We start from the raw sequence: 13,860 nt of genomic DNA, 5'->3' as shown, positions 1-13,860 counted from the left end.
TGTAAAATGGTTAACCGGCTGTTTGGGATCTGCTATCAGCTGATGAAACGGGAAAAGATCCCTGCAAGGGAACTGGCAGAAAGATATGAGGTATCCGTGCGCACTATTTACAGGGATGTGGAAATGCTCAGTATGGCAGGAGTCCCTGTTTTTGCCAGTAAGGGAAGAGGCGGCGGCATTTCCCTGATGGAGCACTGCGTCATTGACAAAATGTTCGTTAATGAGGACGAAAAGGCACAGATCCTCGCCGCACTGGAAAGCCTCAGGGAAACAGCCCCTTCGGACAACACGGAGCTTTTGCAGAAGTTGGGAGACTTTTTCCAGACATCGGGCAGCAATTGGGTATCTATCGATTTTTCTGACTGGAGCGGGAGGCAGGAAATGCTTTTTTCCCTGCTGAAAAAGGCAATTCTGCAGTCCCGTGTGATTGCATTTGACTATTACAGCGCTGACGGGAAGATGGAACACCGCATTGCGGAACCCATTCAGCTGTGTTTTAAGAGTCATAACTGGTATCTGCGCGCATGGTGCAGAAACAGACAGGATATGAGAACCTTCAAGGTGCTTCGGATAAAGCGGCCTGAGATTCTTGATGAATCCTTTTCTTCCCGAAGCATCTGCGGAAGGTACGCAGAGCCTGCCCCTGGGGAGCAGGAAGATAAAAAGACGTCAGCCTGTCCGGAGTTAACCACTGTTATTCTGGAAATTGAAGGCTCTCAGGCCTACCGTATTTATGACAGCTTCGGGGAAGAGGAAATTTTCCCCGAGGAAAACGGTGATTTTCTCATAAGGACGGCCTACAGTATCGATGATTGGGTGTATGGGGTGATTCTGTCCTACTGTCCTTATATTAAGGTGCATGAGCCTGTCTGGCTCAGGGAGAAGCTGCATCATATTCTTCAGAAATCTGCGGAAAAAATATGACATACAGTTGTCAGCTTTTGTTTGCTACAATGGGAAAAAACGGGAGGACATGCATATGCTTGAGATACCGGAAAGCCATGTGCTGGCACAGCAATTAAATGAAACCATTCAGGGGAAAATCATTTCCTTTGTCCAGGCAGGGCACACGCCCCATTCCTTTACCTGGTATTCGGATAACCCGGAAGGCTATGACGACCTGCTGGCCGGAAAACGGATCGGCATCAGCAGGGGGATAGGGGGGATGCTGGAAACAGAAGCGGAGGACTGCCGTATCCTGTTAGGGGACGGAGTCTCCCCCAAATATCACGAAGACAGTAAAAAGGCCCCTGTCAGGCACCAGCTCTATCTGGAATTTGATGACAATACGGCAATAACCTGTACCGTTCAGATGTATGGAGGCATCTGGGCGTTCCCGGAAGGGACCAACGACAGCCCCTATTATGCCGCTGCCTGTGAAAAGCCATCTCCGCTGACAGAAGCCTTTGACTACCCGTATTTTTTATCCTTAAGAAAAGAAGAGGACAGCAGGCTTTCCGCCAAGGCCTATCTGGCTACAAAACAACGGATCCCGGGGCTGGGAAACGGTACCCTGCAGGATATTCTTTTTACCTGTGGGATACATCCCAAACGCAAAATGGCCGATGTGAATGAAGAAGATTACCATAAGATGTACGATGCGGTAAAGTCGGTTCTCCGGGAAATGGCGGACAAGGGAGGAAGGGATACGGAAAAAGATCTGTTTGGCCAAAAGGGCGGATATTCCACTATATTAAGCAAAAATACACTCTGGTCGCCCTGTCCCCGCTGCGGTTATGAGCTCCGCAAAGGGAATTATCTGGGCGGAACTATTTATTATTGTGAACACTGCCAGAAATAAAATTTGTAAAAACGTTTAAAACCTTCAGCTTACATGCTACAATTGGGGTATGTAAGCCGGAGGTTTTTGTATGATACCCAAATGGACAGGGAGGTGCTCATGGAAGAAAAAATGCCTGCAGCAGGAAAACGAAAGTATATGGAAGTACTGAAAGAAAAATTTGTTGCCTTTAAAGGGAATATGAAAAATACATTTATCTGTTTCCCTGTCACACAGGGGAGTATCTGGCTGTTTACCCTGTTGTTTGTTCTTTTAATTAATATAAATGATTCCTCAGTTATGGACTTTTTGGGAAGGATCCTGTTCTTTTTGGTTTTCTATGGCACCGGCAGCTTTTTCACGGAAGCCTTGTACCAGAAATGCAGGAAGCTGTGGCTGCGCATTGTCCTTTATATCGCGTATGTTATTCCGGCAATACTTTTTGCATGGCTGGTTACGCTGGATTATGATAGTATGTTTTTATCCTGGGAGTATGATACGATTGAATTCTATCTTCCCCGGTATATAGCCTGCTATGAACTGGTGCTTTTTGCCCTGGCAGTTTATTTCTGTTTTCGGAAGGCCGGCTTTTCCCTGGAAGAATATTTGGCCCGTTTTTTTGCATGGGCAGTTCGTGTCAGTATTTTATATTTTGTACTTATCATAGGAGTAGGCCTGATCATAGGAATACTCGTGGAATTATTTGATGTGGATTATGATATTTTCATTCAGGCACAGGTGCTCCTGTTCGGCATTTTTTATGTATCTTCACTTTTGCGCGGCGTACTGCCTGAGACAGGGGATGACGGACCGTTTACGGAGGTTCTGATAAAATATGTGCTGACGGGTCTTGTGATCAGCGCGTTTGCCATAATATATGTGTATATCCTGAAAATTTTATTTTTCCGGGATATGCCGTCCAATTCGATCTTCCGTATCCTGACAGGGCTGTTTATTGCGGGACTTCCCATATGGACCATGAATGCCTTTTATACCCAGCATAATCCGCTCCTGAAAATCAGCAGATTGCTGCCATACCTGTTTGCGCCTCTGGTCCTGCTTCAGGCATATTCCATAGGTATACGTATTTACGAAAACGGAATCACTCCCATGCGGTATGTCTGTATCATGCTGCTTGTGTTCGAAATTTTGTACATAACGCTTTATTATTTCAGAAGGCAGTCGGTTGGTATTCTGTTCCTTGTTTTCGCCGGTCTTGTTTTTGCAGCCTGCTGTGTGCCGGGCATCAATATGTTCAGTATTTCTTACAGGAACCAGAAGAATGCGCTGCAGAAGGTTTTGAATGCGGAAACGCTGTCAGAGCTGTCGCAGCGGGAACTGGACAGAGCGTCCGGCGCTTACTGGTATCTTTATGATGACCTGCCGGGAAACGCATATCTGGAGGCGCTGACGGATGAGCAGGAGAAAAAGCTGGAAGAAATCAGGTCGGAGAGGAATTCGGATTATCACGATACCTACAATTTTTATCATTCAGAAGAGATTATGTTCCTGGATGTTTCCGATTACCGGTACTGCTATCCGGTGAATGAGTATGCCAGATATGATACGGAAGAAGACGTACTGACAGAATATTCTTTTACATATGGGGATAATAAAACAATAACCATTCCTTTAAGGGAGTACCTGGATGGATATCTTGATACGGAAAAATATTCGGAAGAAAGCTATGAGTATTTCCGTTCCCACAGGGAAATCATCTGTAATGATGACTGCCGTCTGTATCTGGAGTATCTTTCCTTTAATTATGACTTTGTGACAGAAGAATATACGAATGTATCCCTGAGGGGATATCTTCTTGAAAAATAAGAGAGGAGCATCAGAAAATGAATGTTGTGATTATAACCGGAGCTTCTTCCGGCATCGGAAGAGAATTTGCCCTGCAGCTGGACGCAGGCCTGTATACTGTGGATGAATTCTGGCTGATAGCCAGGAGGGAGGAACGTCTGGAAGAACTGGCCGCCCGGCTGGATCATATGGCAAAAGTAATTCCTATGGATCTAACAAGCGATGCCGATATGGATCATTTCCGTGAGCTTCTGAAAAAGGAACGGCCCGTTATCCGTATGCTCATAAACAGTTCAGGCTATGGCATGATGGGGAATTTTAACAGGCTGGGAAGGCAGGAGCAGCTGGGGATGCTGGATATAAACTGCAGGGCGCTGACGGATATGACCTATGCCTGCATTCCCTATATGAAAAGAAAAAGCCGTATTATCATGATGGCGAGCAGCGCGGCATTTCTTCCGCAGCCGGGGTTTGCCGTCTATGCGGCCAGCAAAGCTTATGTCCTCAGCCTGTCAAGGGCTCTGCGTGAGGAGCTTGGCCCGGAAGGAATTTATGTGACTGCCGTCTGCCCGGGGCCTGTCAGAACCGAATTCTTTGAGAAGGCGGAGAAGCACGAGGATACCCTGGCTATTAAAAAGTACAGTATGGTGGAGGCGGAGGATGTGGTTCGTTCGGCGCTGACCGCTTCGGCCAGGAATCAGGGGATGTCTGTGTATAGTCCGCTGATAAAGGGGCTGCATCTGCTCACGAAGGTGGTTCCTCATGGGGTGCTGCTGGGGGTTGTGCAGAAGATGAAGTAGTGGTGGAGACGTATAAACGCATCCGCCCCATGTTCCCTCTGCTGTCTCATATGGTTTCCTCCTCTCCGCCGCTGCCGGGGGTATGTTTGCGGGGCCAGCCTCAAAAATGGGGTGTTTCTAAATGTTCCGTTCCGCCGGGATTATGCCAACGCGGCAGAACTCCTCGCGGGAAGCGGCCCCCTTGGGGCGCTTTCCGTTCGTCAGACAAGCCGCTAAGGGCGGCATAATCCCGGCGGAACGGAGCATTAAGAAACATCACCATTTTTTCACATGGTCCCGTAAACATATCCTCCGGCAGCGGCGGAGAGGAGGAAACCATATGAGACAGGGAGGGAACATGGGGCGGATGCGTTTATACTGGAGGTTATGAATGAAGGGGGGAAGGGATTAAATAAGAAATTGGGGGAATTGGTTTTGGGGGGAGATGATGTGTTTTTGTTGGGGCGTATTGACAGGGGGGCTTTAACGTGGTAGGATGAGAAAAAGTTTTCCGGGGGAACCGGAAGGGTTTAAGAGGGAAAAGATGAAATGTTGTTTGGCGTCCGGCGGATGTAAGGTCCGTGCATATGTGCATAGCTATTTTTATGGAAGGCGTATTTGCTTGTAGCCGTGTGAGGGAGTTCTTTTTGGGAAAGCTCTTTTCATGCATAGTATACAAGCCGGTAGGTCTTATGTGTCTATGCAGAAATGTTGGGAGCTGATAATGTTTGTTTATATTTTCTTTGCTTCTGTTCCGCATCAGACATATATTTGTCGGGTGCGTTTTTTTGTTTTTCCCGGAAGGAGGAGAGAGAGTATGATTGATGTAAAAGGCGGGCCGGTACAGCTGGTATTGGCACAGAGGAGTGATGCGCAGCTGATTCATGGGCTGAAAAGGGAGGCGTTTTTGCCGCTTTATGAAATCTATCGGGATGATGAGACCAGTCCGGTTATGGATACGGTGGATAAGGTGGTGTGTCAGCTGGCGCAGGAGGATACGGATTACTGGCTGATAGTTTATGAGGGGCGGATGGTCGGCGGGGTGAGGGTTGTGCGTAAGAAGGATGCAAATCTGATTTCACCTATGTTTGTTTTGCCGGAGGAGCAGAATAAGGGGATCGGCTCCGCTGTGTTGGAGCAGCTTTTTCAGATGTATCCGGAAACGTTTTGCTGGAGGCTTGTTACGATTCAGGAGGAGGAGAGGAATTGTCATCTTTATGAAAAGATGGGGTTCTGTAATACTTTGTCTGCCAGGAAGGTGTCGGGGAATATGACTTTGATTGGGTATGAAAAGTTTTTTAAGGAGAGCAGCGGGGAGGGATGATTGTGGAAGGAGACGGGAAAGCAAATCAGGAACAGGCACTTCTGGATTTCTCTTACATAATGTGTTAAACTGTTACAAGAATTGAAAACAACGGAGGAATTGCCTGTCATGCATCGAATAAAAAAAGGACAGTACGGCTATATCAAAAGTCAGAGGAAAATGGAAATTATTAAAACGGTTTCCCTGTTTTTGCTTTCCCTGGCGATTTATCTTTGTGGTTACTGGACTACCGGAACGAACAAAAATCTTCTGACCGTAGTCGCTATTTTGGGATGTCTGCCCGCAAGTAAATGTGCGGTGAATATGATTATGTTTATCAGGGCGAAGGGCTGCAGTGAGGAGCTGTACCAGAAAATAAATCCCCATACAGGGGAGCTGGCTTCTCTGTATGACAGTGTGCTCACAAGCTATGATTCAACCTTTGAAATCCCCCACATGGTTTTCCGGGGAAATAACCTGGTTGGTATCGCTGTTAATCCCAAATGTAAAACCGCAGCCTGTGAAAAGCATCTGCAGAGTATGTGTTCACAAAATAATATCAAGGATGTAAATATCAAAATTTTTCAGGATATTCCCAAATATCTGAACCGGCTGGATCAGCTCGGGGAGCTTTCCTGTGAGGATACTCAGACGGAGGCCGTACTCGCTCTGGTAAAGGCAATATCTCTTTAAGGAGACCCCATGAAAGAAGTTACAGTTGGATCAAATGAAGCCGGACAGCGTCTGGATAAATTTCTCAAAAAATATTTAAAGGAAGCTGGCAGCGGCTTCCTTTATAAAATGCTGCGTAAAAAGAATATTACTCTGAACGGGGCGAAAGCGGATGGAAGTGAAAAGCTTGCTCAGGGGGACAGGGTTTGTTTTTTCCTTTCAGAGGAGACACTGGAAAAATTCCGAGGCCCGGCGCCGGATATCGCTTCAGGGAACTTGGGGAATCAGAAAGGGAATAAGTCTGAGAGGGCAGGGAAGAAAGCTTTTGTGCCCCGGGTGCCGGTCATTTATGAAGATGACAATATTCTGCTTCTGAATAAGCCGGCAGGGCTTTTGTCACAGAAAGCCTCGCCTGAAGATTATTCTCTGAATGAGTGGCTGATTGATTATCTGCTTGAACAGGGAGAGATTACCCGGGAAGGTCTGCGCACCTTCCGTCCTTCGGTCTGCAACCGTCTGGATCGGAATACCAGCGGCCTTGTTGTCTGCGGCAAGACGCTGGCGGGAAGCCAGAAGATGAGTGAACTGCTGAGGGAAAGGAATGTACATAAATTCTACAGGCTTTTTGCCGCAGGAAGGGCGGAGCTGGACGGGGTTACGGATGCATGGCTGCGTAAGGATGAGAAAAACAATCAGGTGGAAATCCTTCCGGCTCTGCCTTCCGACAGCAGCAGGGCGTTTCATATTGTAACCGGCTGCCATCCTCTGGCTTATTATGAAGGCTATACTTATCTGGAGGTGGAGCTGTTTACGGGAAAGAGCCATCAGATACGCGCCCATCTGGCCGCATTGGGGCATCCGCTGATCGGGGACGGAAAATACGGTGACAAACGTATCAATGACCGTTTCCGCAGACAGGGAATCCGCTCCCAGATGCTTCATGCTCATCGGATAGAATTTCCGGAGATGGACGGCCTCTTTGCCGGACTGAGCGGCAGAGTGTTTACCGCGCCGGAGCCAGAATCCTTTCTTCTGCTGAAGAAAGAAGGAAATTAAGGACATCGCGGAGGATAAAAATGGCAACATGGAATTCGAGGGGGCTCAGGGGTTCGACACTGGAGGATTTGGTAAACCGTACCAATGAAAGATATCAGGAAAACGGGCTGGCGCTCATACAGAAAATCCCGACGCCTATAACCCCTATAAAAATAGATAAGGATGAGCGGCACATTACGCTGGCCTATTTTGACCAGAAAAGCACGGTTGACTATATTGGCGTGGTACAGGGGCTTCCTGTCTGCTTTGACGCCAAGGAATGCGCGGCGGATACCTTTGCTCTTGCCAATATTCATGAACATCAGGTTTCTTTTATGGAAGCTTTTGAAAAGCAGGGAGGAATTGCTTTCTTCCTTATTTTCTTTTCACACAGAAATGAATTTTATTATCTTCCTTATGCCCACCTGCGTTATTTCTGGGATCGGGCAAAGGAAGGCGGAAGGAAGAGTTTCCGGCATGACGAACTGAATCCGGAATATTTTCTTCCGAGAAAACAGGGGATTCTGGTTCCCTATCTGGACATGCTTCAGAAGGATCTGGAGGAAAGAGAGGAATGAAATGAAAAGTCCGGTAACTACTTTATGCTATATTGAGCAGGATGATAAATATCTGATGCTTCACCGTATAAAAAAGAAAAATGATCTCAACGAAGATAAATGGGTGGGGATCGGAGGCCATGCGGAGGAAGGAGAAAGCCCGGAAGATTGTCTTCTGAGGGAAGCTATGGAGGAAACCGGCCTGAGCCTTACCTCCTATCAATTCCGCGGGCTGGTGACCTTTGTATCCGATAAATGGGGAACCGAGTATATGTGCCTTTATACGGCGGACGGCTTTGAAGGGGAAATGATTGACTGTAATGAAGGCTGTCTGGAATGGATAGCCAAATCGAAAATCCCTGAACTGAATCTGTGGACAGGCGATCTTATTTTTTTCCGCCTTCTGGAAGAAAAGGTTCCTTTTTTCTCTCTTAAGCTGCGCTATGAAGGAGACCTCCTGGCTGAATGGCAGCTGAATGGAAAGGACATGACAGGGACTGTCCTGTCTGATGAAAAGTGGAAGGAAATACTTGACAGTCTGAAACAGGTCTAGTATAGTATTGATAGTTTGCCGTGCTAATAAGGTAGTCAATTATCACGTTAATGTGATAAAGTAAAAATTATTTCAAACCAAAAGGAGAGAGGCTGCAATGAGTAAACCATTAGTACATACCCCGGAAGGTGTCCGTGACATTTATGGCGAGGAATATTTAAGAAAGCTGATGGTGGAAGAGAAGCTGCACCATTCCCTGCGTTCCTATGGTTATCAGGATATTCAGACACCTACCTTTGAGTTCTTTGACGTATTCAGCCGGGAAATCGGCACCACGCCGTCAAGGGAGCTGTATAAATTTTTTGACAAAGAGGGGAATACGCTTGTACTCCGGCCGGATTTCACGCCTTCCATGGCGAGATGTGCCGCCAAATATTTTATGGACGAGACTCTTCCTATTCGTTTTTCTTATCTCGGAAATACATTTACGAATACCTCCAATCTTCAGGGAAAGCTGAAGGAGGTCACCCAGCTGGGGGCCGAGCTGATTCAGGAGCCTTCCGTGGAAGCGGACGGAGAAATGATCGCGCTTATGGTGGAAGCGCTGAAATCCTCCGGCCTGGAGGACTTCCAGGTGAGCATCGGGCAGGTGGAGTATTTTAAAGGGATCTGCTCCCAGGCTGGGCTGGATGAGGAAACGGAAGACGAACTCCGGGATTACATTTCCAGCAAAAACTTTTTCGGCGCCCAGGAGCTGCTGGAGCGGAAAGCCATACGCCGGGATTATTGTGAAATTCTTCTGAAAGTAAACGATCTTTTCGGCTCTGCGGAGGCGCTGCAGAGGGCTAAGGAGCTTGTGAGCAATGAACGTTCCCTTCAGGCGGTTGAACGGCTTGAGGAATTGTACCGGGTCCTGTGTGAATATGGGGTGGAACGTTATGTTTCCTTTGACCTGGGGCTTCTGAGCAAGTACCATTATTATACTGGCGTGATCTTCAAAGCCTACACCTATGGAGTCGGGGATGCAGTTGCCAAGGGCGGGCGTTATGACAATCTTCTGAAGTACTTCGGAAAGGAAGCTCCCGCCATCGGATTTGTTATCGTGGTGGATGATCTTCTGGAGGCCCTGGCCAGACAGAAAAAAGTCCCCCGGCTCCGTGCGGACGGCGTATTGATTATATATGAAGAAGGAAGATTCCGTGATGCGCTTAAAAAAGCAAAAGAGCTGAGGGCGCAGCAGATTCCTGCCGAACTGATCCCTGCGATTCCCGGGACAGGTTCCTCCGATACCGGTTCTTTTGAAAAAAATGTAAAAATCTACCGGGAGAAATCCAAAAACCATATGCAGAAGGCCTTTTACTACATGCCCGCGGAAGGCGGCTGTATGGAAGAGCTTCTGGACCGGAATTAAGAGAAAGGAATCGGAAAACCATGGATGAAAAAAGATATTTAACCTTTGCCCTTGCCAAGGGCCGGCTTGCAAATAAAACGCTGGAGCTTTTGGAGGAAGTGGGCATTACCTGCGAAGAAATGAAGGATAAATCCTCACGGAAACTGATTTTTGTCAATGAAGAGCTTAAGCTGAAGTTCTTTCTTTCCAAAGGGCCGGATGTTCCCACCTATGTGGAATATGGCGCCGCGGATATCGGCGTTGTGGGCAAGGATACTCTGCTGGAAGAAGGAAGGCGTGTATACGAGGTGTTGGATCTGGGCTTCGGCAAATGCCGTATGTGTGTCTGCGGCCCGGCAGAGTCCAAAGAGCTGCTGAAGCATCATGAGATGATCCGTGTGGCGAGCAAGTATCCGAACATAGCGAAAGATTATTTTTATAATAAAAAACATCAGACAGTGGACATCATCAAACTGAACGGTTCGGTGGAACTGGGGCCGATTGTCGGCCTGTCTGATGTAATCGTGGATATCGTGGAAACCGGAAGCACTCTCCGCGAAAATGGCCTGGAGGTTCTGGAAGAGGTGTGTCCCCTTTCCGCAAGGATGATTGTGAACCAGGTGAGTATGCAGATGCAGCCGGAACGTATCAAAGGATTGATCAATCAATTGAAGGAGAAGCTGTAGGAAGGGAGCCAGACTATGAGGACATTAAAATTATCGGAGAATACAAAAAAGGACTTGCTGAATGATCTTCTGAAAAGAAGCCCTAATAACTACGGACAATATGAAACGGTTGTGGCGGATATTATTGCCCAGGTGAGAGAAAAAGGAGACGAGGCTGTTTTTGCCCTTACCAGTAAATTTGATCATTGTGAGATCACCCCTGATACCCTGAAAGTTACTAAGGAAGAGATAGAGGAAGCTTATGCGCAGGCAGGGAACGATTTCGTGGAAGTCATGCAAAAGTCTGCGGAAAATATACGTCTTTTTCATGAGAAGCAGCTGCGCAGCAGCTGGTTTGATCCCAGACCGGACGGTACGATTCTGGGTATGAAAATGCTTCCCATTGCCACGGCCGGAGTGTATGTGCCCGGCGGCAAAGCGGCTTATCCCTCCAGCGTGCTGATGAATGTAATTCCTGCCAAAGTGGCCGGTGTTGAACGTATTATCATGCTCACCCCTCCCGGTGCCGACGGGAAAGTGAATCCCGGAACGCTGGCGGCTGCGAATATTGCGGGAGTGGATGAAATCTATAAGGCGGGGGGCGCCCAGGCAATCGCTGCCATGGCCTTCGGTACGGAAAGCATCCCTAAGGTGGATAAAATCACAGGCCCCGGCAACATTTTTGTAGCCCTTGCCAAAAAGGCCTGTTTCGGTTATGTGAGCATTGATTCCATCGCAGGCCCCAGCGAAATTCTGGTCATTGCGGATGAAACGGCAAATCCCCGTTATGTGGCGGCGGATCTTCTTTCACAGGCGGAGCATGACGAACTCGCCAGCGCGATCCTCATTACCACCAGTGAGAGCACGGCGGCGAAGGTATCGGAAGAAATAGACGGATATCTGTCTTCCTTAAGCCGCAGTGATACCATCCGGAAATCGCTTGATAATTATGGATACATATTGATTGCAGACAGCCTTGACAGCGCCATAGATACGGCGAACGAAATCGCTTCCGAGCATCTGGAAATCCTTACGAAGGATCCTTATTCCGTCATGACAAAGATACGCAATGCGGGAGCCATTTTCCTGGGAGAATATTCCAGCGAACCTCTGGGCGATTATTTTGCCGGTCCCAATCATGTGCTTCCTACCAATGGCACCGCCAAATTTTTCTCGCCTCTGAATGTAGATGATTTTATGAAGAAAACCAGTATTATTTCCTATTCCAGGGAGGCTCTGGAGAAGGTTCATAAGGATATTGAACTGTTTGCCGAAAGGGAAGGCTTGACGGCTCATGCAAATTCGATTAAAGTAAGATTTGAATAGTGATTTTAAGGAGGGCAGGCCAATGGAACAGGAGACGGGCGGATGCCGTCAGGCATCCATAACCAGAACGACCAAAGAGACGGATATCACTGTTGCCTTGAATCTTGACGGTACCGGAAAAAGTGACATCCGCACGGGAATCGGATTTTTTGACCATATGCTGGAGGGCTTCGCACGGCATGGCCTATTTGATCTGACCGTACAGGTTAAAGGCGACCTGCAGGTGGACGGCCATCATACCGTGGAAGATACCGGAATTGTCCTGGGGCAGGCAATTGCACAGGCGATTGGTGATAAGAAAGGCATTCGGAGATATGGTTTTTTTATCCTTCCCATGGATGACGCGCTTGCTCTCAGCGCGGTTGATCTGTGCGGCAGGCCTTACTTTGAATTTGAATGTGATTTTCCCACCCCTATGATCGGTGAGCTTGACAGCCAGCTTATCCGGGAATTTTTCTATGCCGTTTCCTACAGCGCAGCCATGAACCTGCATTTGAAAATGATGTCAGGCCTGAACAGCCACCATATGGCGGAAGCCATGTTCAAGTCCTTTGCCAAGGCTCTGGATATGGCGGTCGGCAGGGATGAACGGATTGACGGGGTACTGAGCACAAAAGGAAGCCTTTGACCAAGGCAGTCAAAAGAAAACAGCATGACCGAAGCGGTCAATATAAATACCATAAAAGCGGACGAAAGAGCGGAAAACATATGAACTCGAAAAAATTTTTACCATGTATTTATCTATATCAGAAAAGGGCGGTAAACGGGCTGGAGGATAAACGTGAGGTCAGCATAGATCCGGTGGCCCTGGCAGTGAGCTACAGCGATAATAAGCGTGACGGTATTTTCGTATTTGATCTGTCCGAAACGGATAATGAGCATGAAGAAAATATCGATATCATAAAGGAAATCTGTGCTTCCGTGGCGGTTCCGGTTATCGGCGCCGGCCATATCCGCCGTATGGAGGATGTGAAAAAACTGCTTTATGCCGGCTGCAGACAGGCTGTACTGGATTATTCGCTGGAGGATAATGTGGAGATCACAAGAGAAGTTTCCATGAAATTCGGTGCGGATAAGCTCTTTGCCATGGTTGATAACAGCAAGGTGGTAAAAGAGCAATGCACGCTGATCAATCAATATATCAGCCGGCTTCTCATCAAAGAGCCCTCTGTTTTAAAAGAGGTGGCAGAGAACAGCCCGGTGCCTGTCATCACTACGCTGCCTGAGATTTCCCTGGAAAAGATCATAGAGATTCTGAAGCTGGATAATGTGGGAGGAATCGCCGGGAAGCTGGTAAACGACAATATTAAGGAGATTCAGGCTTTGAAGGATTTGTGCAAGGACAATGGTATTGAGGTGTCGGAAATTACGGCGGCCTATCAGTGGGAGGATTTCAAAAAGAATTCCGACGGCCTGCTGCCCGTTATCGTACAGGACTATAAGACAGATGCGGTCCTTATGCAGGCCTATATGAACGAAGAGGCCTATAAGGCTACCATACATACCGGAAAAATGACATATTACAGCAGAAGCCGCCAGGAGCTCTGGATTAAGGGAGAGACCAGCGGTCACTATCAGTACGTGAAATCCCTTTACGGAGACTGCGACATGGATACCATTCTGGCCCGGGTGGTACAGATTGGAGCTGCCTGCCATACCGGTTCCTACAGCTGTTTTTTTAATGAAATAGTTACCATGGATGATAAGACGGACAGCCAGCACAATCCCCTGAAGGTGTTTGAGGATGTGTTCTCCGTAATAAAAGACCGTAAGGAAAATCCCAAGGAAGGCTCTTATACCAATTATCTGTTCGATAAGGGCGTGGACAAAATACTGAAGAAGCTGGGAGAAGAAGCGACGGAAATCGTGATCGCCGCGAAAAATCCCAATCCTAATGAGATTAAATATGAAATCTGTGATTTCCTCTATCACATGATGGTTCTCATGGCAGAAAAGGGAGTCACCTGGGAGGAAATCACTACGGAGCTGGCAAACAGATAACAGACCTGACATAAATATATACAGGGGAAGAAGGATTGACATTTCATCACTTC

Annotated in this window: 14 protein-coding genes; all 14 read left to right on the top strand. The window is 47.6% G+C overall.

The window, feature by feature from the left end; translation table 11 throughout:
• The first annotated feature begins 6 nt into the window (after nt 1-6).
• Nucleotides 7-924 (top strand): helix-turn-helix transcriptional regulator, encoded by a 918-nt coding sequence (locus tag BLA28_RS14875; protein ID WP_069158014.1) that lies wholly within the window; start codon nt 7-9, stop codon nt 922-924.
• A 55-nt stretch (nt 925-979) separates the two neighbouring features.
• Nucleotides 980-1,801 carry a formamidopyrimidine-DNA glycosylase gene (locus BLA28_RS14870; protein ID WP_069158013.1) on the top strand — a complete coding sequence of 274 codons (822 nt, stop codon included), beginning with the start codon at nt 980-982 and terminating at the stop codon, nt 1,799-1,801.
• 99 nt (nt 1,802-1,900) lie between these two features.
• Nucleotides 1,901-3,607 (top strand): DUF4153 domain-containing protein, encoded by a 1,707-nt coding sequence (locus tag BLA28_RS14865; RefSeq protein ID WP_069158012.1) that lies wholly within the window; start codon nt 1,901-1,903, stop codon nt 3,605-3,607.
• Between the two features lie 17 nt (nt 3,608-3,624).
• Nucleotides 3,625-4,386 (top strand): SDR family NAD(P)-dependent oxidoreductase, encoded by a 762-nt coding sequence (locus BLA28_RS14860; protein ID WP_069158011.1) that lies wholly within the window; start codon nt 3,625-3,627, stop codon nt 4,384-4,386.
• Nucleotides 4,387-5,182: 796 nt separating this feature from the next.
• Nucleotides 5,183-5,689, top strand: coding sequence for a GNAT family N-acetyltransferase (locus tag BLA28_RS14855; RefSeq protein ID WP_069158609.1), 507 nt, complete (start codon nt 5,183-5,185; stop codon nt 5,687-5,689).
• A 108-nt stretch (nt 5,690-5,797) separates the two neighbouring features.
• Nucleotides 5,798-6,361 carry a hypothetical protein gene (locus tag BLA28_RS14850; protein WP_069152469.1) on the top strand — a complete coding sequence of 188 codons (564 nt, stop codon included), beginning with the start codon at nt 5,798-5,800 and terminating at the stop codon, nt 6,359-6,361.
• Between the two features lie 9 nt (nt 6,362-6,370).
• Nucleotides 6,371-7,396, top strand: a complete 1,026-nt coding sequence (locus tag BLA28_RS14845; protein WP_069158010.1) for an RluA family pseudouridine synthase — start codon at nt 6,371-6,373, stop codon at nt 7,394-7,396.
• A gap of 20 nt (nt 7,397-7,416) precedes the next feature.
• A complete protein-coding gene (locus BLA28_RS14840) occupies nt 7,417-7,953 on the top strand; it encodes a Holliday junction resolvase RecU (RefSeq protein ID WP_069158009.1) in 537 nt (178 codons plus the stop codon).
• A 1-nt stretch (nt 7,954) separates the two neighbouring features.
• Entirely contained in the window at nt 7,955-8,485 is a 531-nt protein-coding gene (locus tag BLA28_RS14835; RefSeq protein ID WP_069158008.1) for an NUDIX hydrolase, read from the top strand.
• Nucleotides 8,486-8,582: 97 nt separating this feature from the next.
• Nucleotides 8,583-9,836, top strand: coding sequence for an ATP phosphoribosyltransferase regulatory subunit (gene hisZ / locus BLA28_RS14830; RefSeq protein ID WP_044968279.1), 1,254 nt, complete (start codon nt 8,583-8,585; stop codon nt 9,834-9,836).
• Between the two features lie 20 nt (nt 9,837-9,856).
• The gene (gene hisG / locus BLA28_RS14825; protein WP_009252687.1) at nt 9,857-10,501 is read left to right on the top strand and encodes an ATP phosphoribosyltransferase; all 645 of its coding nucleotides are present in this window, start codon (nt 9,857-9,859) and stop codon (nt 10,499-10,501) included.
• Nucleotides 10,502-10,516: 15 nt separating this feature from the next.
• Nucleotides 10,517-11,806 (top strand): histidinol dehydrogenase, encoded by a 1,290-nt coding sequence (gene hisD, locus BLA28_RS14820; RefSeq protein ID WP_071699253.1) that lies wholly within the window; start codon nt 10,517-10,519, stop codon nt 11,804-11,806.
• Between the two features lie 22 nt (nt 11,807-11,828).
• Nucleotides 11,829-12,434 (top strand): imidazoleglycerol-phosphate dehydratase HisB, encoded by a 606-nt coding sequence (hisB, locus tag BLA28_RS14815; protein ID WP_069158007.1) that lies wholly within the window; start codon nt 11,829-11,831, stop codon nt 12,432-12,434.
• An 80-nt stretch (nt 12,435-12,514) separates the two neighbouring features.
• Nucleotides 12,515-13,807 (top strand): bifunctional phosphoribosyl-AMP cyclohydrolase/phosphoribosyl-ATP diphosphatase HisIE, encoded by a 1,293-nt coding sequence (hisIE, locus tag BLA28_RS14810; RefSeq protein ID WP_071699272.1) that lies wholly within the window; start codon nt 12,515-12,517, stop codon nt 13,805-13,807.
• The last annotated feature ends 53 nt before the right edge of the window (nt 13,808-13,860 follow it).

The organism is Eisenbergiella tayi, from assembly GCF_001881565.1.
GTDB classification, from domain to species: Bacteria; Bacillota; Clostridia; order Lachnospirales; family Lachnospiraceae; genus Eisenbergiella; species Eisenbergiella tayi.
The sequence above is the reverse complement of the archived record's forward strand: the minus strand, read 5'-3'. Positions and strand labels throughout refer to the sequence as shown.

What these genes read in the sequence shown, in the direction of transcription:
- BLA28_RS14875 (WP_069158014.1), top strand. Translation starts at nt 7, where the DNA reads ATGGTTAACCGGCTGTTTGGGATCTGCTATCAGCTGATGAAACGGGAA.
- BLA28_RS14855 (WP_069158609.1), top strand. Translation starts at nt 5,183, where the DNA reads ATGATTGATGTAAAAGGCGGGCCGGTACAGCTGGTATTGGCACAGAGG.
- BLA28_RS14845 (WP_069158010.1), top strand. Translation starts at nt 6,371, where the DNA reads ATGAAAGAAGTTACAGTTGGATCAAATGAAGCCGGACAGCGTCTGGAT.
- BLA28_RS14870 (WP_069158013.1), top strand. Translation starts at nt 980, where the DNA reads ATGCTTGAGATACCGGAAAGCCATGTGCTGGCACAGCAATTAAATGAA.
- hisZ (WP_044968279.1), top strand. Translation starts at nt 8,583, where the DNA reads ATGAGTAAACCATTAGTACATACCCCGGAAGGTGTCCGTGACATTTAT.
- hisG (WP_009252687.1), top strand. Translation starts at nt 9,857, where the DNA reads ATGGATGAAAAAAGATATTTAACCTTTGCCCTTGCCAAGGGCCGGCTT.
- BLA28_RS14835 (WP_069158008.1), top strand. Translation starts at nt 7,955, where the DNA reads ATGAAAAGTCCGGTAACTACTTTATGCTATATTGAGCAGGATGATAAA.
- BLA28_RS14865 (WP_069158012.1), top strand. Translation starts at nt 1,901, where the DNA reads ATGGAAGAAAAAATGCCTGCAGCAGGAAAACGAAAGTATATGGAAGTA.
- hisD (WP_071699253.1), top strand. Translation starts at nt 10,517, where the DNA reads ATGAGGACATTAAAATTATCGGAGAATACAAAAAAGGACTTGCTGAAT.
- BLA28_RS14850 (WP_069152469.1), top strand. Translation starts at nt 5,798, where the DNA reads ATGCATCGAATAAAAAAAGGACAGTACGGCTATATCAAAAGTCAGAGG.
- hisB (WP_069158007.1), top strand. Translation starts at nt 11,829, where the DNA reads ATGGAACAGGAGACGGGCGGATGCCGTCAGGCATCCATAACCAGAACG.
- BLA28_RS14860 (WP_069158011.1), top strand. Translation starts at nt 3,625, where the DNA reads ATGAATGTTGTGATTATAACCGGAGCTTCTTCCGGCATCGGAAGAGAA.
- hisIE (WP_071699272.1), top strand. Translation starts at nt 12,515, where the DNA reads ATGAACTCGAAAAAATTTTTACCATGTATTTATCTATATCAGAAAAGG.
- BLA28_RS14840 (WP_069158009.1), top strand. Translation starts at nt 7,417, where the DNA reads ATGGCAACATGGAATTCGAGGGGGCTCAGGGGTTCGACACTGGAGGAT.